This window comes from Flavobacterium poyangense (assembly GCF_011751075.1).
Taxonomy (GTDB): Bacteria; Bacteroidota; Bacteroidia; order Flavobacteriales; family Flavobacteriaceae; genus Flavobacterium; species Flavobacterium poyangense.
In genome coordinates this window covers 95,815-120,663 of record NZ_JAALLN010000012.1, presented here as the reverse complement: position 1 = coordinate 120,663, position 24,849 = coordinate 95,815, and the positions used below count along the sequence as shown (strand labels likewise).

17 protein-coding genes are annotated in these 24,849 nt (G+C 34.3%); 11 read left to right on the top strand and 6 right to left on the bottom strand.

Annotated features, from left to right (window positions below; all coding sequences use genetic code 11):
* The first annotated feature begins 235 nt into the window (after positions 1-235).
* Positions 236-655, top strand: coding sequence for an OsmC family protein (locus G3A47_RS17100; protein WP_166924565.1), 420 nt, complete (start codon positions 236-238; stop codon positions 653-655).
* 240 nt (positions 656-895) lie between these two features.
* On the opposite strand, the gene G3A47_RS17095 is transcribed toward G3A47_RS17100, so the two are convergent.
* On the bottom strand, positions 896-2,164 hold the full coding sequence (locus G3A47_RS17095) for a tetratricopeptide repeat protein (RefSeq protein ID WP_166924564.1): 1,269 nt from the start codon (positions 2,162-2,164) through the stop codon (positions 896-898).
* A gap of 41 nt (positions 2,165-2,205) precedes the next feature.
* On the bottom strand, positions 2,206-4,848 hold the full coding sequence (gyrA, locus tag G3A47_RS17090; RefSeq protein WP_166924562.1) for a DNA gyrase subunit A: 2,643 nt from the start codon (positions 4,846-4,848) through the stop codon (positions 2,206-2,208).
* Positions 4,849-5,109: 261 nt separating this feature from the next.
* Between gyrA and G3A47_RS17085 the strand changes: the two genes are divergently transcribed.
* The 4 genes from G3A47_RS17085 to G3A47_RS17070 all read left to right on the top strand — a co-directional run bounded on the left by G3A47_RS17085 (position 5,110) and on the right by G3A47_RS17070 (position 11,003).
* Positions 5,110-7,656 carry an ATP-dependent Clp protease ATP-binding subunit gene (locus G3A47_RS17085; RefSeq protein WP_166924560.1) on the top strand — a complete coding sequence of 849 codons (2,547 nt, stop codon included), beginning with the start codon at positions 5,110-5,112 and terminating at the stop codon, positions 7,654-7,656.
* 139 nt (positions 7,657-7,795) lie between these two features.
* Positions 7,796-9,163 (top strand): 30S ribosomal protein S6--L-glutamate ligase, encoded by a 1,368-nt coding sequence (rimK, locus tag G3A47_RS17080; RefSeq protein WP_166924558.1) that lies wholly within the window; start codon positions 7,796-7,798, stop codon positions 9,161-9,163.
* Between the two features lie 171 nt (positions 9,164-9,334).
* Entirely contained in the window at positions 9,335-10,369 is a 1,035-nt protein-coding gene (locus tag G3A47_RS17075) for a serine hydrolase domain-containing protein (protein ID WP_166924556.1), read from the top strand.
* Between the two features lie 115 nt (positions 10,370-10,484).
* Complete coding sequence (locus tag G3A47_RS17070) at positions 10,485-11,003, top strand: DUF421 domain-containing protein (protein WP_166924554.1); 519 nt, start codon at positions 10,485-10,487, stop codon at positions 11,001-11,003.
* 215 nt (positions 11,004-11,218) lie between these two features.
* Here the strand turns inward: G3A47_RS17070 and G3A47_RS17065 are convergent, their stop codons facing one another.
* The 3 genes from G3A47_RS17065 to hutH are packed head-to-tail and all read right to left on the bottom strand — an operon-like array spanning position 11,219 to position 14,802.
* A complete protein-coding gene (locus G3A47_RS17065) occupies positions 11,219-12,562 on the bottom strand; it encodes an inorganic phosphate transporter (RefSeq protein WP_166924552.1) in 1,344 nt (447 codons plus the stop codon).
* Positions 12,563-12,594: 32 nt separating this feature from the next.
* Positions 12,595-13,239: a DUF47 domain-containing protein gene (locus G3A47_RS17060; protein WP_166924550.1), complete on the bottom strand. Its 645-nt coding sequence runs from the start codon at positions 13,237-13,239 to the stop codon at positions 12,595-12,597.
* A 48-nt stretch (positions 13,240-13,287) separates the two neighbouring features.
* Positions 13,288-14,802, bottom strand: a complete 1,515-nt coding sequence (gene hutH / locus G3A47_RS17055) for a histidine ammonia-lyase (RefSeq protein WP_166924548.1) — start codon at positions 14,800-14,802, stop codon at positions 13,288-13,290.
* A 647-nt stretch (positions 14,803-15,449) separates the two neighbouring features.
* Here hutH and thrA point away from each other — a divergent pair.
* The 6 genes from thrA (at position 15,450) to G3A47_RS17025 (ending at position 24,103) form a co-directional block, all read left to right on the top strand.
* Positions 15,450-17,897, top strand: a complete 2,448-nt coding sequence (thrA, locus tag G3A47_RS17050) for a bifunctional aspartate kinase/homoserine dehydrogenase I (RefSeq protein ID WP_166924547.1) — start codon at positions 15,450-15,452, stop codon at positions 17,895-17,897.
* Between the two features lie 79 nt (positions 17,898-17,976).
* Complete coding sequence (locus tag G3A47_RS17045) at positions 17,977-18,900, top strand: homoserine kinase (protein WP_166924545.1); 924 nt, start codon at positions 17,977-17,979, stop codon at positions 18,898-18,900.
* 386 nt (positions 18,901-19,286) lie between these two features.
* Complete coding sequence (gene thrC / locus G3A47_RS17040; protein WP_166924543.1) at positions 19,287-20,576, top strand: threonine synthase; 1,290 nt, start codon at positions 19,287-19,289, stop codon at positions 20,574-20,576.
* Positions 20,577-20,754: 178 nt separating this feature from the next.
* On the top strand, positions 20,755-21,705 hold the full coding sequence (locus tag G3A47_RS17035) for an SMEK domain-containing protein (RefSeq protein WP_166924541.1): 951 nt from the start codon (positions 20,755-20,757) through the stop codon (positions 21,703-21,705).
* Positions 21,702-22,205, top strand: a complete 504-nt coding sequence (locus G3A47_RS17030; protein WP_166924539.1) for a hypothetical protein — start codon at positions 21,702-21,704, stop codon at positions 22,203-22,205. The genes G3A47_RS17035 and G3A47_RS17030 overlap by 4 nt, the downstream gene beginning before the upstream one ends.
* Positions 22,193-24,103 (top strand): hypothetical protein, encoded by a 1,911-nt coding sequence (locus G3A47_RS17025; protein WP_166924537.1) that lies wholly within the window; start codon positions 22,193-22,195, stop codon positions 24,101-24,103. The genes G3A47_RS17030 and G3A47_RS17025 overlap by 13 nt, the downstream gene beginning before the upstream one ends.
* 146 nt (positions 24,104-24,249) lie before the next feature.
* Here the strand turns inward: G3A47_RS17025 and G3A47_RS17020 are convergent, their stop codons facing one another.
* Positions 24,250-24,720 carry a JAB domain-containing protein gene (locus G3A47_RS17020; protein ID WP_166924535.1) on the bottom strand — a complete coding sequence of 157 codons (471 nt, stop codon included), beginning with the start codon at positions 24,718-24,720 and terminating at the stop codon, positions 24,250-24,252.
* Positions 24,721-24,849 lie beyond the last annotated feature (129 nt).

The window sequence follows — 24,849 nt, the reverse complement described above, 5'->3', positions numbered from 1 at the left end:
TTTACTTTCAAATAATAAAATCGTAAAACAAAACTGCAAAATATTAACTATATTTACTATTCGCTATCTATTAAAAATCAACAAATTACAAAGATAAGCGCACAAAAAAACAACTACAAATCCAAAGGAAACAGCTATAAATTTATGACACAAAACTACGAGACATCTATTTAAATTGTAACATATAATAAACGTTATAAATATTTAACAAACAAAATTTAAACAAATTACAGACATGAAATTTACAAGAAAAGCAAATGCCAACTGGAAAGGAACCGGTCTGGAAGGAAAAGGAACTATCAGTACACAAAGTACTACATTAGACAATGCGCAATTATCTTTTAAAACAAGATTTGCAGACGGAGTCGGAACAAATCCTGAAGAACTTATTGCGGCAGCTCATTCCGGCTGTTTTACAATGCAATTAAGTTTTTTACTTAACGATGGAGGTTTTACCGCAGATGATTTAACCACAGAAGCGACAGTAACTTTTGAAGATGGCACAATAACTTTGATTCATCTAGATTTAAAAGGAAAAGTTCCTTCTATTTCAGCAGAAGAATTTGAGGCGACTGCTAAAAAAGCAAAAGAGATTTGCCCAATTTCTAAATTACTGAATACTACAATTACGCTGTCTGTTGCTCTGATTGGGTAATGAATAACCATTTCGCAGAACAACCTTCTCTGCCATTGTCAATTCCTGTAAGCACTTACTTTGTCATTTCGACTTTAGGAGAAATCACACCAGTAATTCGGCAAAGATTAGTGATTCTCTTTACGGAGTTTCTTGTGTGATTCCTCATTCTTCTGAATGACAATTGGTGGCGGGTATAAATAAAAAAACCAAGGCTAAGCCTTGGTTTTTTTTATGCATACGCATTTTACTTTTTACATCTTACATGGTAGCTTTCAAAGCTTTTGCCTCAGCAGTCATTTCTAATGCTTTGTAAACTCCTAATAATGTTTTAGAAACATCTTCATTTTTAGGATCTAATTCATTTGCTTTTTTAAGGTATGGAATCACTCCTTTGAAAACAGACTCTCTTTGTGCTTTTAAAACGTCATAACGCTTCATATCTTTTGCAGAAGTACCCAATTTATTCATTTCATCAATAATTGGTTTCTCAGCTTCTAATTTTAAAGCAGCAAGGTTAAGATAAGCGTTTGTATAGTCCGGTTTAATTTCGATCGCTTTCAAATAGTATTTCTCAGCATCTGCAGGATTCTTTGCGTTGTTGCTGATTACTCCTAAATTAAATAATAAATCTGCATTGTTCGGATCTTTTTGCAAAGCTTCGTTCACCAATTTTTTGTAAGTCTCGAAATCCTTAGTCTCAAGATACAAGTTCGCTTCTGTTAACAATAAAGAAGCATCTTCCGGGTTTGTTTTTCTAGCATCGACAATCGCTTTTTTAGCATCTTCGATACGTCCTTTTTGAACCAGGATTAAAGCAAGATTTTTATAGATCTCACCTCTTTTAGAAGGAATTGCTTCTGTTTTTGGTTTTTCGTGAGTTCCTAATTTTACAGCTAAATCTCTTTCGTTAGCATTATTAAACCCGTCTTCGTTACCCGTAGCCTTATTTAAAGCCAAGTAACTAGTCCCTTTACCGGAAAAATTAACCTTTTTTAACTCTTCATACATTGGTAAAGCAGCATCATAATCCTGAGCATTTACTGCTGTTGAAGCCGCATAATACAAATTGATTGTATCTTTCTTGTCTAACAAATATGCATCATACAATTTCTTTGCACCCGCAGCGTGTTTGTTTGACTGTGTATCAGCAATAGCCGAATTGATCAAAGTCCCTTTAATTTGTGTAATTGAAGTAGCAGCCTGAGTAGAATATTTCAACTTCCCTGATGCTTTTTCAATATCAATTAATTTTTTGTAGCTATCTGCTGCAAGAGATAAGTTTTTACCTTCTTCAACTTTTTTATTAGCCAAATCCAAATAAGCATTCCCTTGCACAAAATAATATTGTGCCTGTTCAGCTTCTTTAGCATTAACAACTAAATTTTCAGCATCTTTTAGTATTGCAATCGCCCCTTGAGCGTCTCCGCCTTTTAATGCTTTTTCAGCACTTTTAATCTGATCTTTTTGAGCAAAAGTAGCTGCCGAAATCAGTAATGCTGACGCAAGTATTACATATTTACTTTTCATAATAGTCTATTTGTATATTTAATTTAATTTTTGTGGTTTACTTAATCTTCTGATTCTTCGTCATCAGAATCATCTTCGTCTTCTGTTTCTTCTTCAGTATCATCCTCGTCATCGTCTTCAACTACTGTATCGTCTTCAAGAACTTCCATATCCGGTTTAACTCGTTCTATAGCTGATTCTATAACATTACCGTCTTCATCAACAACAACTTCTGCCACATCATCTTTCATTACTTTTGTAACAGCAGCGATAGAATCTTTCCCTTTTAAGTTAATCAATCGAACACCTTGCGTTGCACGACCCATTACACGTAAATCTTCAATTGCCATTCTGATTGTTAATCCGGACTTGTTGATAATCATCAAATCATCTGCATCGGTTACAGCATTAATCGAAATCAATTTCCCTGTTTTCTCCGTGATATTAAGAGTTTTAACTCCTTTTCCTCCACGGTTTGTAATTCTGTAAACATCCTCACCGTCATCGTCTACTAATTTAGTACGTTTTCCGTATCCGTTTTCTGTAACAACTAAGATTTGCGAATCGTTAACATTCTCTCTGTCGATTGTAACCATACCAATTACTTCATCGGTATCATCTTTTAGTGTAATTCCACGAACTCCCGAAGCCGTTCTACCCATCGGACGAGTTTTAGTTTCCTCAAAACGAACTAATTTACCGGATTTCACTGCCAGAATAATTTGGCTGTCACCATTTGTTAATTTCGCTTCAAGTAACTCATCTCCTTCTTTAATTGTAATAGCAGCAACACCATTTACTCTAGGCTTAGAATACTTCTCTAAAGATGTTTTCTTAACCTGTCCTTGTTTAGTTACCATTACAAGATTATGACTGTTGATATAATCTTTGTCTTTTAGATCTTGTGTACAAATGAATGCTTTTACTTTATCATCGCTTTCAATATTTACCAAGTTCTGGATTGCTCTACCTTTTGCCGTTTTGCTTCCTTCCGGAATTTCGTAAACGCGCATCCAGAAACATTTTCCTTTTTGCGTAAAGAACATCATATATTGGTGGTTTGTTGCAACGAACATATGCTCAAGGAAATCCTGATCTCTTGTTCCTGCACTTTTTTGTCCAACACCACCTCTGTTTTGCGTTTTGTACTCTGTAAGGTTAGTACGTTTGATATAACCTGCATGCGAAATGGTAATCACCACATTCTCATCGGCAATTAAATCTTCTATACTTACATCACCACCTGAATATTCTATAGTAGAACGACGCTCATCTCCGTATTTCTCACGAATTTCTTCCAGTTCTTCTTTAATTAAGTTGGTTCTTAGATCTACATCTGCCAATAAAGCTTTCAAATGCTCTATTAATTTCATTAATTCTTCAAACTCAGCTCTTAACTTATCCTGCTCCAGACCAGTCAACTGACGCAAACGCATTTCTACAATTGCGCGAGCCTGAATATCTGACAAACTAAATCTTTCGATTAATTTTTCACGAGCTTCTTCTGTATTTTTAGATCCTCTAATGATCGCAATTACTTCGTCGATATTATCAGAAGCAATAATTAATCCTTCTAAAATATGTGCTCTTTCTTCAGCTTTACGCAATTCAAACTGTGTTCTGCGAACTACTACATCGTGACGGTGCTCAATAAAATAGTGAATCATATCTTTCAGATTCAACATTTGAGGACGACCTTTCACCAATGCAATATTGTTTACACTGAAAGAAGACTGCAATGAAGTGTATTTATATAAGGTATTCAAAACTACGTTTGGCGTAGCATCACGTTTCAGGATATACACGATACGCATACCAGTTCTATCCGATTCGTCACGAATGTTAGCAATACCCTCGATTTTTTTGTCATTAACCAAATCAGCCGTACGTTTGATCATTTCGGCTTTATTAATTTGGTACGGAATTTCAGTAACAATAATACATTCTCTTCCGTCTACTTCTTCGAAACCAACTTTAGCACGCATTACAATACGTCCTCTACCGGTTTTAAAAGCTTCACGAACACCTTCATAACCATATATTACACCTCCTGTTGGAAAATCAGGAGCTTTAATATGTGTCATTAACTCGTCAACTTCAATATCGTTATTATCCAGATACGCTAATGTACCATTGATAACTTCTGTTAAATTGTGTGGTGGCATATTAGTAGCCATACCAACTGCAATACCTGTTGCTCCGTTTACCAATAAAGTAGGAACTCTGGTTGGCATTACTTTTGGCTCATATAAAGTATCGTCAAAGTTTAGTTGAAAATCAACCGTTTCTTTTTCGATATCTGCCATAATATCTTCCGAAATCTTACGCATTCTTGCCTCAGTATAACGCATTGCTGCCGGACTGTCGCCATCGACAGAACCAAAGTTACCCTGACCATCTACTAATAAATAACGCATACTCCACTCCTGAGCCATACGCACCATAGCGTCGTAAACAGAGGTATCACCATGCGGGTGATACTTACCCAGAACCTCTCCTACGATTCTTGCTGATTTCTTGTGTGCGGATCTTGAAGTTACACCTAAATCATACATTCCATAAAGAACTCTTCGATGTACCGGTTTCAAGCCATCTCTAACATCCGGAAGTGCTCGTGATACAATTACTGACATCGAATAATCGATGTAAGCTGATTTCATTTCATCCTCTATGTTAATAGGAATTAACTTTTCTCCTTCAGACATAAGTTGTTATATTAAATAATTATATTAATTTCAAAGCGTGCCAAGATACGGTTTTTTGAAATTTTTATAACTATGTTGACACACTTATTTCAATGATTTATTAACAACTTTATTTTCGATTTTGGTTAATAAATTAAGCGTTTTTTAACGCTTTTTTTGTTATTTTTTTTGTCTATTAGCTGTCATGAGATTCCGAAGGGTACGGTTTTTGTTTTTCACACCGTAATTCACTAAATTTACTAGACATTACAATTATATATTATGGATGATAATTTTTCACCAAGAGTAAAAGATGTTATTACCTACAGTAAAGAAGAAGCCTTACGTTTAGGGCACGACTTTATTGGTACTGAGCATCTAATGCTGGGCATTTTGAGAGATGGAAACGGCAAAGCCATTCATATCCTCAACAACCTGGCTGTTGATTTAGATCATTTACGCAGAAAAGTAGAAATACTCAGTCCAGCCAATCAAAGCGTTGAAATCAATGCAGAAAAGAAAAATCTTCACCTTACCCGACAAGCTGAAAGAGCTCTGAAGACCACCTTTCTCGAAGCAAAAGTATTTCAAAGCTCCTCGATAAGCACGGCGCATCTGCTGTTATGCATCTTACGAAACGAAAACGATCCAACAACCAAGCTATTGAATAAACTAAAAATAGATTATGACATAGCTAAAGAACAATATTTAAATATGACTCCAAACGAAGAAGAATTCTTAGAAAACTTGCCAAGAAACGAATCATACAACGATGATTCAGGACAAGATGACAGTCTTAAAGAAAGTAGTTTTAACAATCCCGCCAATAAGTCAAACAAAAAATCAAAAACACCGGTTTTAGATAATTTTGGGAGAGATTTAACAGAAATGGCTGAGGAAGGAAAACTGGACCCGGTGGTAGGACGCGAAAAAGAAATCGAACGCGTTTCTCAAATCCTAAGCCGTAGAAAAAAGAACAACCCGCTTCTTATTGGAGAGCCCGGAGTTGGTAAATCTGCTATTGCAGAAGGTCTGGCGTTGCGCATCATCCAGAAAAAAGTATCTCGTATCTTATTCAACAAACGTGTAGTAACTCTTGATTTGGCGAGTCTGGTAGCCGGAACAAAATACCGCGGACAGTTTGAAGAAAGAATGAAAGCCGTGATGAACGAGCTTGAAAAAAACGATGATATCATTCTTTTTATTGACGAGATCCACACTATAGTAGGTGCCGGTGGAGCAACTGGATCATTAGACGCTTCCAACATGTTCAAACCTGCTTTAGCAAGAGGCGAAATTCAATGTATTGGAGCAACTACTCTTGATGAGTACAGACAATACATCGAGAAAGACGGAGCTCTGGAAAGACGTTTCCAAAAAGTTATTGTAGAACCAACTTCTGTTGAGGAAACAATTGCTATTTTGAATAATGTAAAAGACAAATACGAAGACCACCATAATGTTACGTATACGCAAGAAGCCATTGAAGCCTGTGTTAAACTAACCAACAGATATATGTCTGAACGTTTTTTACCGGACAAAGCTATTGATGCTCTTGACGAAGCAGGATCTCGTGTACACATTACCAATATTGATGTCCCTAAACAAATTTTAGATCTGGAACGTCAGTTGGAAGAAGTACGTGAGCTTAAAAATATGGTTGTTAAAAAACAAAAATATGAAGAAGCAGCCAAACTTCGCGATGATGAAAAACGCATCGAAAAAGATCTGGCTGTAGCTCAGGAACAATGGGAAGAAGACTCTAAAAACAACCGTATTGAAGTTACAGAAGACAATGTAGCCGATGTTGTTTCTATGATGACCGGAATCCCTGTAAACAGAATTGCACAAACAGAGAGTAATAAATTAGCCCAATTACCGGAATTAATTCAAAATAAAGTAATTGGTCAAAACGAAGCTGTTTTAAAAATTGCCCGTTCTATTCAGCGTAACAGAGCTGGACTTAAAGACCCGAACAAACCAATCGGTTCGTTTATTTTCTTAGGTCAGACCGGAGTTGGTAAAACACAATTAGCCAAAGTTCTGGCAAAAGAATTATTCGACTCTGAAGATGCCTTAATTCGTATCGACATGAGTGAATACATGGAGAAATTTGCTATTTCCCGTTTAGTTGGAGCGCCTCCGGGATACGTAGGATACGAAGAAGGTGGTCAATTAACAGAAAAAGTACGTAGAAAACCATACTGTGTTGTTCTTTTAGATGAGATCGAAAAAGCACATCCGGATGTATTCAACATGATGCTACAAGTATTAGATGATGGATATTTAACGGATAGTTTGGGTCGTAAAATCGATTTTAAAAACACGATCATCATCATGACTTCTAATGTTGGTGCCCGTCAGTTAAAAGACTTTGGACAAGGTGTTGGATTTGGAACTGCTGCAAAAATCGCTCAGGCAGACGATAACTCGAAAAGTATTATCGAAAACGCATTGAAGAAAACTTTTGCTCCTGAATTCTTAAACAGAATTGACGATGTAATTGTATTCAACAGTTTAGAAAAAGCAGATATCGATATCATTATCGAAATTGAACTTAAAAAACTGTACTCTCGCGTTGCCGAATTAGGATACCGTTTAAATCTTACTGATAAAGCGAAAGCATTTATCGCCGACAAAGGCTTTGACAAACAGTTTGGAGCAAGACCTCTAAAAAGAGCGATCCAGAAATATGTTGAAGATTTACTGGCAGAAGAAATCATCACTTCAAAAATACATTCCGGTGATGAGATCTTAATGGACTTAAAAGATGACTCTCAGGAACTTTCTGTAGAAATACACAAAGCCGAAGAGCCAACCAATCAATAACATACTTTTTTTTATAACAGAAATAACAAACCCGTTACGTTTTTATAACATAACGGGTTTATTCTTTAGCCCGAATCCTCGATTTATTAAAAGCAAATAGCTATTTTTGACTCTTAAATTCTATAACAAAAAACAACGTATGCTTCAAAACAAAGTCATTTTAGGTAGCGAAGAATGGTGCTCATTTCCTGAGTTGGGAATCCCGACAATTAAAGCTCGTGTGGATTCCGGTGCCAAGACATCGGCCCTGCATGCTATAAACATAGCACCCTTTATTAAAAATGATACTAATTGGGTAAAATTTGACATTAACCCGATACAAAACAACATCAAAACCATTATACATTGTGAAGCACCGTTGATTGACAAAAGAATTGTAAAAAGTTCCAGCGGCTTCAGAGAACATCGCTATGTAATCCAGACGCATCTTAAAATTGGCGATGCCAAGTGGCCTATCGAAATGACATTGACCAACAGAGATTCAATGGGTTTCAGAATGCTTTTAGGCCGCGAAGCCATGAGCGGACGCGTATTGGTAGACCCTGAAGAAAAATACATGTTAGGGCAACCCACACCGGAATCATTAAAAGAACTATATCAAAATTCAGAAAAAGCAACCTCAGGTCTACGAATTGGACTTCTGGCCAGCAATCCTGAACTCTACAGCAATAAAAGAATCATGGAGGCCGGCGAAATGCGCGGTCACGAAATGCATTTTTTGAACATCAAAGAATGTTACATGAAACTGGATGCCAAAACTCCTGAAATTCATTACAGAGGAGGAAAAATCCTCAATCAATTTGATGCTATTATTCCACGAATCCGACCAAGCATTACATTCTATGGCTGTGCTTTGACACGTCAGTTTGAAGCCTTGAAGGTTTTCTGTTTAAACTCAGCTACCGCCATCACTCAATCCCGTGATAAATTATACTCCCTTCAGTTATTATTAAACAGTGGAATCGACATTCCGACCACCGGTTTTGCCAATTCTCCATTAGATACTGACAACCTGATTAAAATGGTTGGAGGATCTCCGTTGATCGTAAAATTACTGGAAGGCACACAAGGAAAAGGAGTTGTTTTGGCTGAAACCAAAAAAGCGGCAGAAAGTGTTATCAATGCTTTCAAAAGTTTAAATGCCAATATCCTGGTTCAGGAATTCATTAAAGAAGCCAACGGAAAAGACATTCGTTGTTTTGTTATTGACGGAAAAGTAGTTGCTGCAATCCAACGCGAGGCTATGCCGGGCGAATTCAGAGCTAATATCCACCTTGGCGGAACCGCTTCTGTTATAAAAGTAACAGCCGAAGAGAAAAAAATCGCGATAAAAGCCGCCAAAGCAATGGATTTAAAAGTAGCCGGAGTCGATATTATTCGTTCTTCTAAGGGTCCATTATTACTTGAAGTAAACTCTTCACCGGGTCTTGAAGGAATAGAGGGTGCTACAAATAAAGATATTGCCGGAGAAATGATTAAAGCAATTGAAAAGAATTTTAAACTATAACGCTGTGAATTTTTAAAAATTCACTTCAAACTTACCGTAAACCTAACAGATTTTTAAAACCTGTTAGGTTTTTCCGGTGAAGTACTAAACTGATTTTTCACAAACATTAGCTTCGCGTTAGGTTCAAATTAATTTTAATTCTAATCCAACAAAATGTAAAAAAAACAGCATATGAGACTTCACCTATCCTTATTTTTATTATTTCCTTTATTTCTTTCCGCACAAAACAATCTTCAAAAAACAATCACCCAAGAATATAAAAAGGGGCATTTCAATGGAAGCATTTTATTTTTTGACGGAAAACAAACGCAAAAAATCAACAAAGGGTTTTCTAACATTCAGTTTGATGTAGAAATTAACAACAACACCCGATTTCCAATTGCATCCATAACAAAACTTTTTACATCACTCGCCATTTTACAACTTCAGGAAAAAGATTTAATCGACATCAAGGATGCAGTGGGAAAGTTTATTCCTGAATTACCGGAAAATTGCCAAAATATATCCATTAAAGATTTATTAACTCATCATTCAGGATTGGAAAACGAACCAATAAAGGCCGTTGTAAATAAATATACAATCGACAATTATATAAAAGAGTTTGTAAAAAAGTCGTCAAAGGATACTTTGAAATTCAATTATAACAACGTAGACTTTATCCTCCTTTCTAAAGTAATCGAAAAGATTACTAAAAAAGATTTTTCAAAATCAATAGAAGATTTGATTACCAAACCTCTAAAAATGACAAACACCGGATTTGTAAAAGAAAGTGAAGTTATCAAACATTTAGCATACGGTTATCATAACTATTCCTTTGGCAAAGGAGAAAAGAACAAACCTCTTTTTAACGACAGAAGATTTATTTCCAACTATTATGGAGCTGGCGCGCTTTACTCCACTACCGAAGATTTATACAAGCTCTTAATTGCCCTTAGAAATAATGAGCTAATTTCTGAGAAATCAAAAAACAACTTCCTACTAAAGCCACAAAACGACGAATTTGTAGATTGGATTTCAGGAAAACCTACATTTGGATTTTACTATGATGATAAGGCAAATGTCTATAGGAGAAGTGGTAATATTGACGGTTTTAATTCTGAAATAATTACAAACAAGGATTTCGACAAAATTTTGATCATTCTTTGCAACACCGACACCGCTGACTTACAAAACTTAGCAAACAACATATACTTCGAAAAACAATAAAAAACACTACTACTGACATCGTTACCAGATAATGACCTCGTTCTTTTTTTGATAATCATCATGACAATTTAATATTTAGCCGATACCGTTTTTTTCTTAACTTTAAAATAAAAACATGCTACTATTCCCTTACTCCGATATTATATTTAGAAGCATTGCAGTCTATTTTTTCATGACCATTGCCCTACGCATCTTTGGAAAAAAAGAGCTTTCCCAATTAAATACAGCCGATATTATCCTGATCCTGCTAATCAGTAATTCAGTACAAAACGCCATGGTTGGCCCCGACACAAGTCTTTCAGGAGGGCTGGTTGCCGCTTTGGTATTGTTTGCAATCAATTTTATTATTAAAAAACTAACACACAAATATAAAACCCTTAACGATCTGTTATTAGACAAACCTGAGATTCTAATCCACGACGGGAAATTAGACTTTAAAGCCTTAAGCAAACTGGATATTTCTGATGATGAACTAAAAGAAGCAATGCGGGAACACGGCGTAGAATTCTTTAAAAATGTAAAATTGGCCATGCTAGAAATTGACGGCACCATTAGCATTATCTCAAAAGATCAGAACAAATTAAAACAGACGCATTATAAACGAAAACACAATCATAAGAATTTTAGAAAATAAACGGTTTTGTTTCAGGTTTCAGGTTTAAACTGGCGTGTTTTTGGATCATGAAAAATACCTGCAAACTCAGTTTTAACCGCAAAGTGAGATACTTTTCACAGTGAGTTTAGCCGATTTATACAATACAAAAAGAAGCTGCTACAATCTGCAACAGCTTCTTTTTTATAAGTATTAAAATGTGACTTAACATCTCACATTTCACAAAAATCATCTCATTACGAAATAAAAAGACTCAATACGAAATACACTAAACCTGCTAAAAGGGCTGAAATAGGAATCGTTAATATCCAAGCCCAGATCAAACTTACGGTTACCCCCCAACGAACGGCAGATACACGTTTTGTTAATCCAACTCCGATGATAGAACCTGTAATCGTATGTGTGGTACTTACCGGAATTTTTAAATGCTCTGTAAAGTAAAGTGTCAAAGCACCGGCTGTTTCAGCAGCAACACCTTCAAACGAACTTACTTTTGTGATTTTAGACCCCATTGTTTTTACAATTTTCCATCCACCACTCAAAGTTCCCGCAGCAATTGCAGAATAACACGCTAATGGAATCCATCCCGGCATTACTCCTTTTATTCCCTTATCATCATTTGGTAAAACAACATCTAACCAAGCATCCAAATGAACCCCCGGATTGGTATTGATATAAACCGCTACAGCTGCAGCGATAATACCCATTACTTTTTGAGAATCATTTCCTCCATGTCCCAAACTGAAAGCAGCAGAAGACAATAATTGCATTTTTTTCAAAGCAGCATCGGCCTGATGCAAATTCAGACTACTGAATATCAAACAAAAAGCACTTACTGTTAAGATAATAAAAGCAACTAAAAACCATTTAATATTATGTGGATCAAAAGCTACACTCCAAAAATGAGACTCAAATCTTGGTTTACCGTGCTCCACAATTTCTTCGTAAGGAACCATTAAACTGCTTACTACCCATACTGTTCCAATCATTAAGGCTACAGTAAATATTTTAGGTCCAATACTTTTACGAGAAGCATTCAATAACCAAATCGATATTAAATAAGAGGCTAATACTCCCAATAATGGTGCTAAAACAATAAAGGCAATAATAATAAGAACTCCCGAAGGCATTCCACCATCTTTTCCTGCCTTGTACCAGCTTACAATTTCATACCAGTAATGTGTTGTTCCATCTTCACCTGCGTAACCCGAAAAACCATGAACTGCAATAGCATGTGCAATAGCCGCTCCTGCAAAACCACCAATCAAAGTGTGTGATGAACTTGAAGGTATTCCAAGCCACCAGGTCAATAAATTCCAACAAATCGCTGCAATAACACCCGCCAAAATTACAACCAGGTTAATCTCCATGGTGTGCGCTGTTTTTGCAACGGTATCTGCTACACCGAATCCGAAAACCCAATAAGCCAGAAAATTAAAAAATGCTGCCCAAACTACGGCCTGGAAAGGTGTTAATACCTTTGTGGCAACAACTGTAGCAATAGCATTTGCCGCATCATGAAAACCATTGATGTAATCAAAAATTAAAGCTAATACTATAATAATTATAAGTAGCGTCATAAATTATAACTTCAGAATGAAATAAATTGAATTTAAGAATGTTTTACAGAAATCGATTCCAATATGTTCGCAACGCTCTTACATTTGTCTGTAGCTGATTCTAAAACAGATAAAACTTCTTTATACTTAATAATGTTTTTAGCATCTGTTTCGTTTTCAAAAATTTCAAAAACCGCTTTGTTGTAAACGTTATCTGATTTGTTTTCCAGTTTGTTAATTCTGGCACAAGCATCTTTAATAACATTCATGTTTTTCAAGTTACTCAATTCTTTTACTGCACTATCAATATTCTGACAAGCTTCAAGATTGATTTCTGTCATCTTTCTGATTGATTTTGTAATTTTATCAACCTGATATAATTTCATTCTGCTTGCAGCTCCGTGAAGGTAATCTGCTACGTTATCAATAGACGTAATTAACGTATGAATATCTTCTCTGTCAAACGGAGTAATAAAATTTCTACTCAATTCAAGATTGGTCTGACGTGTAATGTCTTCTCCTCTTTGCTCTAATTCATCAATTTTTTGAAAAAGAACTTCTCTTTCTTTCAACGGAAGGTTTACAGCCTCATGTAAATTAGAAGCTAATTCAATTAAATTACTTGAAGCCTCTTCAAAAAGTGGAAAGAATTTCTTGTCTTTCGGCACTAAAAATTGGAAAATACTGTTTATTGACATTTTTATATTTTTGATAGTGCAAAATTACTTCAATATTATTTTGCAATGTTAAGCCATTGTTAACAAATCATTTTCAATTTGGAAACTATTAAGAAATGTCACTGTCTTTTCGATATCATAGTGTAAAATTCTGTCTTCTTTTACCAAAGGTACCACCTCTCTGTAGCTTGTCAGGAACATTTCGATAAAATCACTTGATTTTAAGGGCTCTCTGTACGCAATAGCCTGTGAAGCATTTAACAACTCAATTGCCAGAATACGCTCCAGATTGTCCATAACACGTAATGCTTTGGTAGCACCATTTGCCCCCATACTTACGTGATCTTCCTGTCCGTTACTCGAAACAATACTGTCAATACTTGATGGAGTTGCCAATTGTTTATTTTGACTTGCAATACTTGCAGCTGTATATTGTGGAATCATAAAACCGGAATTCAACCCAGGATTATCAACCAAAAACGCCGGAAGATTACGTAATCCTGAAATCAATTGATAGGTTCTTCTTTCTGAAATACTTCCTAATTCAGCCAAAGCAATTGCCATAAAATCTAATGCTAATGCTAAAGGTTGTCCGTGGAAATTCCCACCGGAAATAATCTGATCGGATTCAACAAAAATATTTGGATTGTCCGTAACAGAATTGATTTCTGTTTTGAATACTTTTCTAACATAATCAATCGCATCTTTTGAAGCTCCGTGAACCTGAGGAATACAACGGAAGGAATATGGATCCTGAACATGTTTCTTTTCCTGAGCTATGATTTCGCTTCCTTCCAAAAATTCACTGACACGTTGCGCGGTCACAATTTGCCCTTTGTGAGGACGTATAAAATGGATCAATTCGTTAAAAGGCTCTATTCTTCCGTCAAAACCTTCCAGTGAAATGGCTCCGATTAAATCTGCCAAATATGAATACTTATAAGCTTTAATTAAAATGTGAGCTCCATACGCACTCATAAACTGAGTTCCGTTTAACAATGCCAAACCTTCTTTAGATTTTAAAACGATTGGTTCCCAGTTAAAATGTTTCAAAACATCAGCAGAAGCCATTCTTTTACCTTCAAAAAGCACTTCACCTTCTCCCAATAACGGCAAAGATAAATGCGCCAAAGGAGCTAAATCTCCTGAAGCCCCTAAAGAACCTTGCGTATAAATAACTGGTAAAATATCATTATTATAAAAAGCAACTAAACGATCTAAAGTCTGCAATTGAACTCCTGAATGTCCGTAACTTAAAGATTGAATCTTAAGCAACAACATCATCTTTACAATTTCTGCCGGCACTTCTTCTCCTGTTCCGCAAGCGTGTGATTTTACAAGGTTTTCCTGAAGTTTTGACAGATTTTCATTTGAAATTTTCACATTACAAAGCGATCCAAAACCAGTGTTGATTCCGTAAATAGGCTCAGAATGTGACGCCATCTTTTTATCTAAATAATCGCGACATTTCTGAACGTTTACCTTTGCTTCTTCTGATAATTCAAGTGTTTTTTGATTTACGATTATTTCCTGTAAATCTTCTAAAGTTATGGTTTCAGTACTTATATAATGAATCTCTCTCATGTTGTTTAAATATTTTAAGATGTCAAAATTCCGCAAATCAATATTAAAAAGCAACATTTGTTCATAATAATTAAAATTGTAATGGTCTAAAATTATCTATTCTAATCATTTCACAACATTAACCATACAAATCTCATGTTTTTATGTTACTTAAACAGCCTCATTTTTAGTAGCACACAGAAAATCAAAAAACTAAAAAGTCTATTAAATTCATAGACTAATCGCCTTTTTTAACCGTATTTACCATTAAGGATAAGCATTTTATAACTTAATGGCCTCAATAAAAAGCAAATAATTATATGAATAACCTTATTTTATTTATTGAATTTTATAAAATACTCAATATTGAATTTTATATTTTTGAAAAAATGAAATATTCGTAAAAAGAGAACAAAGATTTTTAACTCTTATAAAAAACTGTACTTTTGAAAAACGAAAATGAAAAGTAACAGCACTACATATCAATCTTCTATGACAACTCCAATCGGAGTTGCAATTGCTGTTACCATTATTTCTACTACAACTACTACTACCCCTTAGGGGTATACACTTTTACATATAATCCTGATTGTTCCTACTTTTTTCTAAAAAGAAGAAAGCTATTGGATAGATAAAAATATTTGCATAAAAGAAAAAAATCATCAAAAATGAAAGTATTAAAATTTGGCGGAACTTCGGTTGCCAATGCACAAAATATAAGACTCGTACTCGACATTATAAATCAAAATTCTAAACAGGAAAAAATAGCAGTAGTTGTTTCTGCCTTAAGTAAAGTAACAGACCTATTGCAATTGGCAGCTGCAAAAGCGGCAGCCAATGACGAAAATTTCAGAGAAATTATCGCCGAAATAGAGAAAAAACACCTCGACACTTTAAAAGAACTAATTCCCGTAAGCGAACAAAGTAGCTTGTTAAGTCATATTAAAAGAATTATCAATCATTTAGAAACATTATTAGACGGTTGTTTCTTATTGGGAGAATTATCCCCGAGAACAGCGGATACTATTTTAAGTTTCGGTGAATTGCTTTCGTCCTTTATCATTGCACAAGCCTACGCACAGATTGATAAAAACGCAGCCTACAAAGACAGCCGTGAGCTTATTAAAACCAACAATAACTTCGGAAAAGCTGCTGTTAACTTTGAAGTTTCCAATCAATTGACGCAAGAATATTTTGCTGAAAACGCATCACAAATCACTATTTTACCGGGATTCATTGCTTCAACTCCTGATGGAATTACTACCACTTTAGGTCGTGGTGGCTCGGATTATACTGCTGCTATCATTGCAGGAGCTGTAAATGCTACTCAATTAGAAATCTGGACTGACGTAAACGGAATGTTTACAGCAAATCCTAAAATTGTTAAACAAGCCCGACCAATTGCGACGATCTCTTATCAGGAAGCTATGGAGTTATCTCATTTTGGAGCAAAAGTGCTTTACCCGCCAACTATTCAGCCTGTTTTAAGAAAAAACATTCCAATTTTAATCAAAAATACTTTTGAACCCGAAGCCGAAGGAACTTTAATTTCAGATCAAGTCTCCTCAAAAGATACAGTTGTAAAAGGAATCAGCCATATTGATCACATCTCTTTGTTGACACTGGAAGGTTCCGGAATGATTGGTGTCTCAGGTTCGTCAAAACGTTTGTTTGAAGTACTGTCTCAGGAAAAAATAAATGTTATTTTCATTACACAGGCCTCTTCAGAGCATTCTATCTGTATCGGAATCCTAAATTCAGATGCCGAAAATGCGGAAGCTGCGATCAACAGAGCTTTTGAAATTGAAATCCTTCAAAACAAAATTGATCCCTGCATTGTAGAAAAAGACCTTTGCATTATTGCTTTGGTTGGCGAAAACATGAAAAATCACCAAGGTTTAAGCGGTAGAATGTTCAGCACACTGGGTAAAAACAATGTGAACATCCGTGCTATTGCGCAAGGAGCTTCTGAGCGTAATATCTCTACTGTAATCAACGAAAGAGATGTAAAAAAAGCATTGAATACTTTGCATGAAAATTTCTTCGAAGAAAACACCAAACAGCTTAACTTATTTGTAATGGGTGTTGGAAATGTTGGAGAAAAATTCATCGAACAAATCCACAATCAAAAGAAATTCTTAAAAGATAATCTTAAGATTAATGTTCGTGTTATCGCTTTGTCCAATTCAAGAAAAATGCTTTTTGACGAAGACGGAATTTCTCTAAAAGAATGGCAAAATGACTTAGACAAAGGAGAACCTGCAAACAAAGAAGCCTTTATCGAACGTGCTAAAGAAATGAATTTACGTAACAGTATTTTTGTAGATATTACAGCAAACGCAAGTGTATCTGACACCTACGAGCAGTTTTTAAAACAAAGTATGGCCGTTGTAACTTGCAACAAAATTGCCTGTTCCTCTGCGTATGCTAACTATAAAAAGCTAAAAAGTTTATCACGCCAATACAATGCTCCATTTTTGTTTGAGACCAACGTTGGGGCAGGATTACCTATTATTGATACCGTAAAAAACTTAATCGCTTCCGGTGATAAAGTGCATAAAATTCAGGCGGTTCTGTCCGGAAGTTTGAACTTTATCTTCAATAATTTCGACAAAAACAATTCTTTTCACGATGTGGTAAAAGAAGCGGGGGTACAAGGATTTACAGAACCTGATCCAAAAATTGACTTAAGCGGAATCGACGTTGCGCGTAAAATCCTGATTCTAATTCGCGAAAGCGGTTACGAAATGGATATTGAAGCCATCGCCAACGAGTCCTTTTTGCCTACCGAATGTTTGGATACCAATACAAATGATGCCTTTTTTACTTCATTAATCCAACACGCTCCACATTTCGATAAAATCTATGAAGAAGCTTTAAGCAAAGATTCAAGATTAAAATATGTAGCACAATTCGAAAACGGCAAAGCAAGCGTTGGTTTACAATTTATTCCAAAAGACCATCCTTTTTATAACTTAGAAGGAAAAGACAACATCGTTTTGTTCTACACCGATCGTTACGTAGATCAGCCTTTGCTTATAAAAGGTGCCGGAGCCGGAGCAGCGGTTACCGCTTCAGGAATTTTTGCAGATGTAATTAGAATTGGAAATAACTAAATAGAGGGACAAAGGTTCAAAGGGACAGAGGGACAAAGCCTTTGCACCTTTGTGCCTTTGAGCCTCTGAACCTATAAACATGGAACAAATAAAACTATTTTGCCCGGCGACTATTGCGAATCTTTCGTGCGGATTTGACGTACTTGGACTTTGCTTAGACAATGCGGGTGACGAAATGATCATTCGAAAATCGGATCAGAAAGGAATTCGAATTACTAAAATTGTGGGGGCTGATTTACCTCTGGAAACAGAAAAAAATGTTTCTGGAGTGGCTGCTTTGGCCATGTTGGAAACTTTAGGTGATCTGGATTTTGGTTTTGAAATTGAAATCTACAAACACATCAAAGCCGGAAGCGGAATCGGAAGCAGTGCTGCAAGTTCTGCCGGAGCGGTTTTCGGAATCAACGAATTGCTCGGAAGACCTTATTCCAGAAAAGATTTGGTGCAGTTTGCCATGCAAGGCGAAAAATTAGCCAGCGGAAATGCACATGCAGACAACGTTGCTCCTGCTCTGTTGGGCGGTTTTACTTTGGTAAGAAGTTACAGTCCACTGGACATTATCCGAATTGACAGCCCGGAAGAATTGTTTGCTACGGTGGTTCATCCTCAAATCGAGTTAAAAACCTCTGACGCCCGTTCGGTATTAAAACAAAACGTTTCCTTAAAAAGCGCCATCATGCAATGGGGAAATGTGGGCGGATTAGTCGCCGGATTGTACACCAAAGATTACGATTTAATCGGAAGATCACTTCATGATGAAATCGTAGAGCCTTTACGAAGTGTTTTAATCCCCGGGTTTGATCAAATCAAACAAACAGCTTACGAAAATGGAGCTTTAGGCTCAGGAATTTCAGGTTCCGGTCCTTCGATCTTCGCTTTAAGCCGTGGAGAAAAAACTGCAGACCAAATTGCAAAAGCCATGAGCGACGTTTACGAAAAAATGAATTTACCGTATGAAATTCACGTTTCGAAGATTAATCCGGATGGGGTTAGGATTTTGTGAAATGTTAGTTGTGAAATGTGAAATGTATTAAGTACGAAGAATTAAGTATTAAGACAAAACGTGTCAGGTTGAGCGAAGTCGAAGCTCGCCGCAAAGTAGATCACGCCCAGTTTGTCACGCCTAGTTTGTCACGTCCAGTTTGTCATTCCGACGAAGGAGGAATCACACAAGATATGACTTACTATTGTCGAGTTCCGATTGTAATTTACTTCGTCTATTCGCTATCGCTCGGGTCTCCTTCGTCGAAATGACAAGAAAACCGAATAATAAGTATTGAAACTAAAAAAAACAACACTTGAATAACCACAAAGCTTTGCGAACACTGCGTTTTTAAAAGGAACAATTTCTTTGCGCTCTTTGCGGTTAAATAAAATCTAAAATTAGAAATGAAATACTACAGTTTAAACCATAATGCCCCGAAAGTTTCTTTTCAGGAGGCTGTAATACAAGGATTAGCAAGTGATAAAGGATTATATTTCCCGGAAAATATAACCGCTTTAGATCCTTCTTTTTTTGATACAATCGAAAGTTTAAGCCATCAAGAAATTGCTTTTGAAGCCATCAAACAATTCGTTGGAGACGAAATTCCGGCAGAAAAATTGAAAGAAATCATTGCAGAAACATTGTGCTTTGATTTTCCTGTAGTGAAAGTCGAAAACGGAATTTACTCGTTAGAGCTGTTCCACGGTCCTACAATGGCTTTTAAAGATGTTGGAGCACGATTTATGTCTCGTTGCTTGGGTTATTTCAATAAAGACAAAAAGGACGCTAAAAATACCGTTTTAGTTGCCACTTCCGGAGACACCGGTGGTGCTGTGGCAAGCGGATTTCTTGGTGTGGACGGTGTTGAGGTTGTGATTTTATACCCATCAGGAAAAGTAAGCGACATTCAGGAAAAACAATTGACTACTTTAGGGCAAAATATAAAAGCACTAGAAGTCGATGGCGTTTTTGATGATTGCCAGGATATGGTTAAAAAGGCGTTTTTAGACGAGACTTTAGCGCACAAAAACCTGACTTCTGCAAATTCTATCAATATCGCACGTTGGTTACCGCAAATGTTCTATTTTTTCTTTGCTTACAAAGCACTGAAAAGCCAAAACAAACCTTTGATTTTCTCCTGTCCAAGTGGTAATTTCGGGAATATCTGTGCCGGAATCATGGCGAAAAAATTAGGTCTGCCAATTGAACATTTTGTAGCTTCTACGAATGTAAATGATACGGTACCAAGATTTTTAGAAAACGGAAAATACGATCCGAAACCATCTAGAGCAACGATTTCTAATGCCATGGATGTCGGAAACCCAAGTAATTTTATTAGAATTCAGGAATTGTATAATAATGATTTAAAGACTTTTGAGAAAGATTTCTCTTCTTACAGTTACACCGATGAGGAAACACTGGAAGCCATGAAACAAATCTACAAAACCGATGGTTATATTGCAGAGCCTCATGGTGCTGTTGGTTACCTTGGCTTGAAAAAAGAATTAAAAAAACACGAAAATGCAATTGGTATTTTCTTAGAAACCGCGCATCCTATTAAGTTTCTCGATGTGGTTGAACCTGCATTGGAAATTACGCTTCCGATTCCGGCACAGATTGAGAGTGTTATTAATGAGGAGAAAATTAGTGTGAAGATTGGGAGTTATGAGGAGTTGAAGGATTTTCTGGGGTAATCTATTTATCTTTTATCGATCTTTAAACCACAATTTACATTAATTATTTTTTAATGTAAATTGTGGTTTTTTATTTTTTATACACACTAGTTATTTATAAGGAAAATTATTATGTTTGAAATCAATTCAAATCATAAGAAATTAAAAATCAGTTCGAGTAAATTGCAAATAAAAAACAATGGCAAGAGCACATTTAGATAATATAACAACGGCTTTCGGGTTGCTAGAAAAAAAAATAATTCAGTATAGCCATTTAAATTTACACGATATAAATATTCATATTGAAAATATTTTTAGAGATATATTGAATATTCTTTATTCTGATCGAAATTTCGTAAACCTAAACACACTAGAAGCTAACTTTTCTGCAATTGATTTAGGAGATGATATTAATGATATAGCATTTCAAATTACTTCAACAACTTCAAAAAAGAAAGTTCTTAATACAATTACCAAATACAAAGATGATTACAACTATGAAAAGGTAATTATGCTTTATCCCTCCTTAAAAAAACCAAAGAGGGCTAAGGGATTTGAAGACGAAATTAATGATAGGTTTATATTTGAAGAATGGGATTTAAAAGATTTATTATCTAAAATAAATGATGCAAATACTGAACAAATTAGAAATATTCAACAAATACTATTGCACGAAGTAACCCCCAATTTATATCAAAATAGTTTTGAGAAAAATGAAGATGATTCAGCATTAGATCAATGGGATTCATTAGAAAAAAAAGATGTACGAAATTTTAAAGACAAAATTTTAGCCGTAAATAAAGAAATAAGGGATATTAGAATTGAAAAATACTGTCGAGATATTGCATCTGGAAAAGCGGAACTGATAAATTATTCTGAAAGATTAATTAGTTCAATGAAATACAGAATTTTTGAAGTTTGTCAAGATGAACTTTTGGAATTTTGTGAAGAAGTCGAAGAAAAAACTCTTACAAAGGGACAGATTAGTTCTTTAATTGAAAGATATACTGAACGAGCATGTAAAATAATAGAGGAAAAATCACAAGACTACTCTTACCCTCTTAAAAACAAAGATTTACTGCGAAAACTTGTTTTAGCACTTATAGATGAATGCTACTTGTCCTTTGACGAAATAGGTATATACACATGATGGAAAATAGAAATATTGCTAAAAAAAGGATGATGTTTATACAAAAAGAAGACTATAACTTCTTGACATACAACATCCTGCTCATACTAAAAGAATTAGACGCAAATACAGAGCAAACTAAATTTAAGGATTTTAGAAAAATCGCCTACTTAATTCATTTTGTAAGTTTTAATCATGATTTCAATAAATATGATAAAAATGAACTATCAAGAATATATTCAAAATCTCAATTAAAAAAACAGTTAATTTCTCACTTATTAGTTATATTAAAAAATAGTAACTACATCGGGGTAAGTATCAATAGAACTCATCAATCTTTTGATTTGTGGTTAAAATCTGAAAATATCCCTGATGGGTTTTTAAATTCGAATTTGTTCGAGAAGGAAATTAAAAACATTAATTTACTGAGATCAATTATTCCGAGATTGAAAGGTATCACAGTAAAAAAAATGGTAGAAAGTATATTTACTAATAACAATGTTATTACATGGGAAATCTAAAAATAAATAAAGTCACATATTCTGGCACTAATTATCACTATGAATCTCCAACATTGCAAAATGGAATTAATATTATTACAGGAGATAATGGTTCAGGAAAAAGTACATTTACTTACTTTATTGAATATGGTCTAGGAAGTAATTTAAAATATTTTAATCCCGATAGTAAAAAAGAAAAATATCAAGAAATAATTAACGATAAAAATAATTATGTTGAACTTGATATAAACATAAACAACGAAAACTATAGACTGAAAAGATTTATAAACAGTAATGATATATTTATAAATTTTGAAGACGAATATTTTTCATTCCCAATAAACCGACAATCAGGTGAAGAAATATTCTCTGATTGGTTATTAACTAAACTAGAAATAAATATTTCTGAATTAAATCTAGGAACTAGAACATGGAAAATTAATTTTTCTGATTTATTAAGATTAATTATTTATGACCAAGAAACGGAATCAAAAAAAATATTTAAAGAACCCGCTAATTTAAATTTCATAACCGATTCTTTAATTATAAGAAAAACAATTTTTGAAATTTTACTGGGAATTTCATCTGATGATTTTTTTAAAAAGCACGACGAATTTAAGGAAACTACTAAAAAAAGAGACTTAGAAATTTCGAAATTAAATGATTTCAATACTAAATTTAGTGGAATAGATTTAGATATAATTACTTTAAATAAATCCCTAGATGAATATAATTCGCAATTAGAAAGTCTTTATTCAGAAAGGAGTCTATACTTAAGTTCAAATACAAAAGTAGATGAAAAAGCTGATTTTATAAATCAAATTCAAAATGAATTAATTTTGACTGACTTAAAAATTTCTGAAGTAAATATTTCTTTAAATAATTACAAAATAGAGTATGACAAAATATCAAAACTTTTTGAAAATCAATCTAATGAAATAAGTGAAATTGAAAAAATAATATTCACTAACGACAAACTAAATCTTTTTTCTTTTAAAATATGTCCTTTTTGCATGAAAAAACATGAGCCAAAAGAAAATTTTTGTTTATGTGGTGAAGAAATTTTAGATGAGGATTACGAAAAATTCGTTTATAATTCTAACGAATATAAAAGCATATTAAATCATAAGAAGAAAAGCTTAGAAACTATTCAAATAGCGTTAGATTCTTATTCGAGAGACATTAATATACATGCATTTGAGCTAGATAAATTGAATCTAAAGTCAAATGATCTTACAAAAAAAATAACGCAATTAATTAGCTCTCTAGAATTCTCTGGAAACTCGGAACTTATTGATAATTTAAATGATAAAATTCTAGAAACAAAGAAAGAAATTGACAAATATTCTCTCATCAAAAAAATTGCGCAAGAAAAAATTGATTTGGACGAAAGTTATAATTCTATTGATAGAACATACAAAACTGTAAAAAAAGAATTTGAAGATCTTCAAAGAGAATTTGACAGCAATAACAAAAGTATGATAACTGACTTCAATTCTATCTATGAATTTTTACTTCAGAAATCATCAGCAAAGATTTCATATGCAGAAATTGATGAAGATTACATGCCTGTTCTTGATGGTGGAATATATAAAAATAAAAGTACTGACGTACCTGTCAGATTACTATACTATTTTACAATATTAACTTTAGCATTAAAATACAATAATGTAAAACATCCAAAATTACTTATTATTGATACTCCTGAGGACTCTGGTATTGATGATAATCATTTAAAAAATGATTTAAACCTTTTGACTACTGCATTAAATTTAATAGAATCAGAAGAAGATAAACAATATCAAGTTATTTTAACAACTGGTTTAGAGAAATATCCTGATGAATTTAGACCTTACATTCTCGATAGTTTTGATAAAGAAAATGGAAAATTTATTTTAAATAAAAGAGACCTCATCTAAAGGTCACTTTTATTTAAAATATATCTTCAAAAACGGTTATTTCCCGTTCAATAATTTTTATAAATACTCAACTTTATCTTTTTCAACCTGAACTAAACGTTCGTAAACTCAAAAATTTACTCCCCTATCCAAAACCCTCAAATTGCTTAAATAAGCCCATTATCCGCAAAAGAGTAATAACCTTCTGAACAAATAATCAAATGATCTACTACTTCTATATCCAAAATAATACCTGCTTCTTTAGCTAGTTTAGTAATTCGTTTATCGATAGTAGAAGGAAGTGTTTTTCCTGACGGATGATTGTGTACCATAATAAGAGCGGTTGCATTTGCTTTGAGTGCCGCTGAAAATAATAATCTAAGATCAACAACAGTTCCCGTTATGCCTCCTGTAGACATTTCATAAATCCCCAGTACTATATTTGACTTGTTAAGGAGAAGAATTTTAAACTGCTCCATAAACTCTATTTTATTTAGATCCCATGATTTTAAAGCCAGTTTATAAGCTGCTCCCGAAGAAGTAATCTTAGGTCGCTCTGAGAGTTTTACTTTGGTTTTGTAAATCAATTCAATTTCTGATGCGATTCTCCAATCTTGTTTTTCTTGTACCGTTTCCATAATAATTAAAGATTTACGTAAAAATAAAGCAGTCAATCGGACTGATATTTTGTGAATAAACGATTCTATCTAAGTAATGCGAGCGTTTTTTTTATTATCGCATTCATTTAAAAATTTCAAATTTTGAAA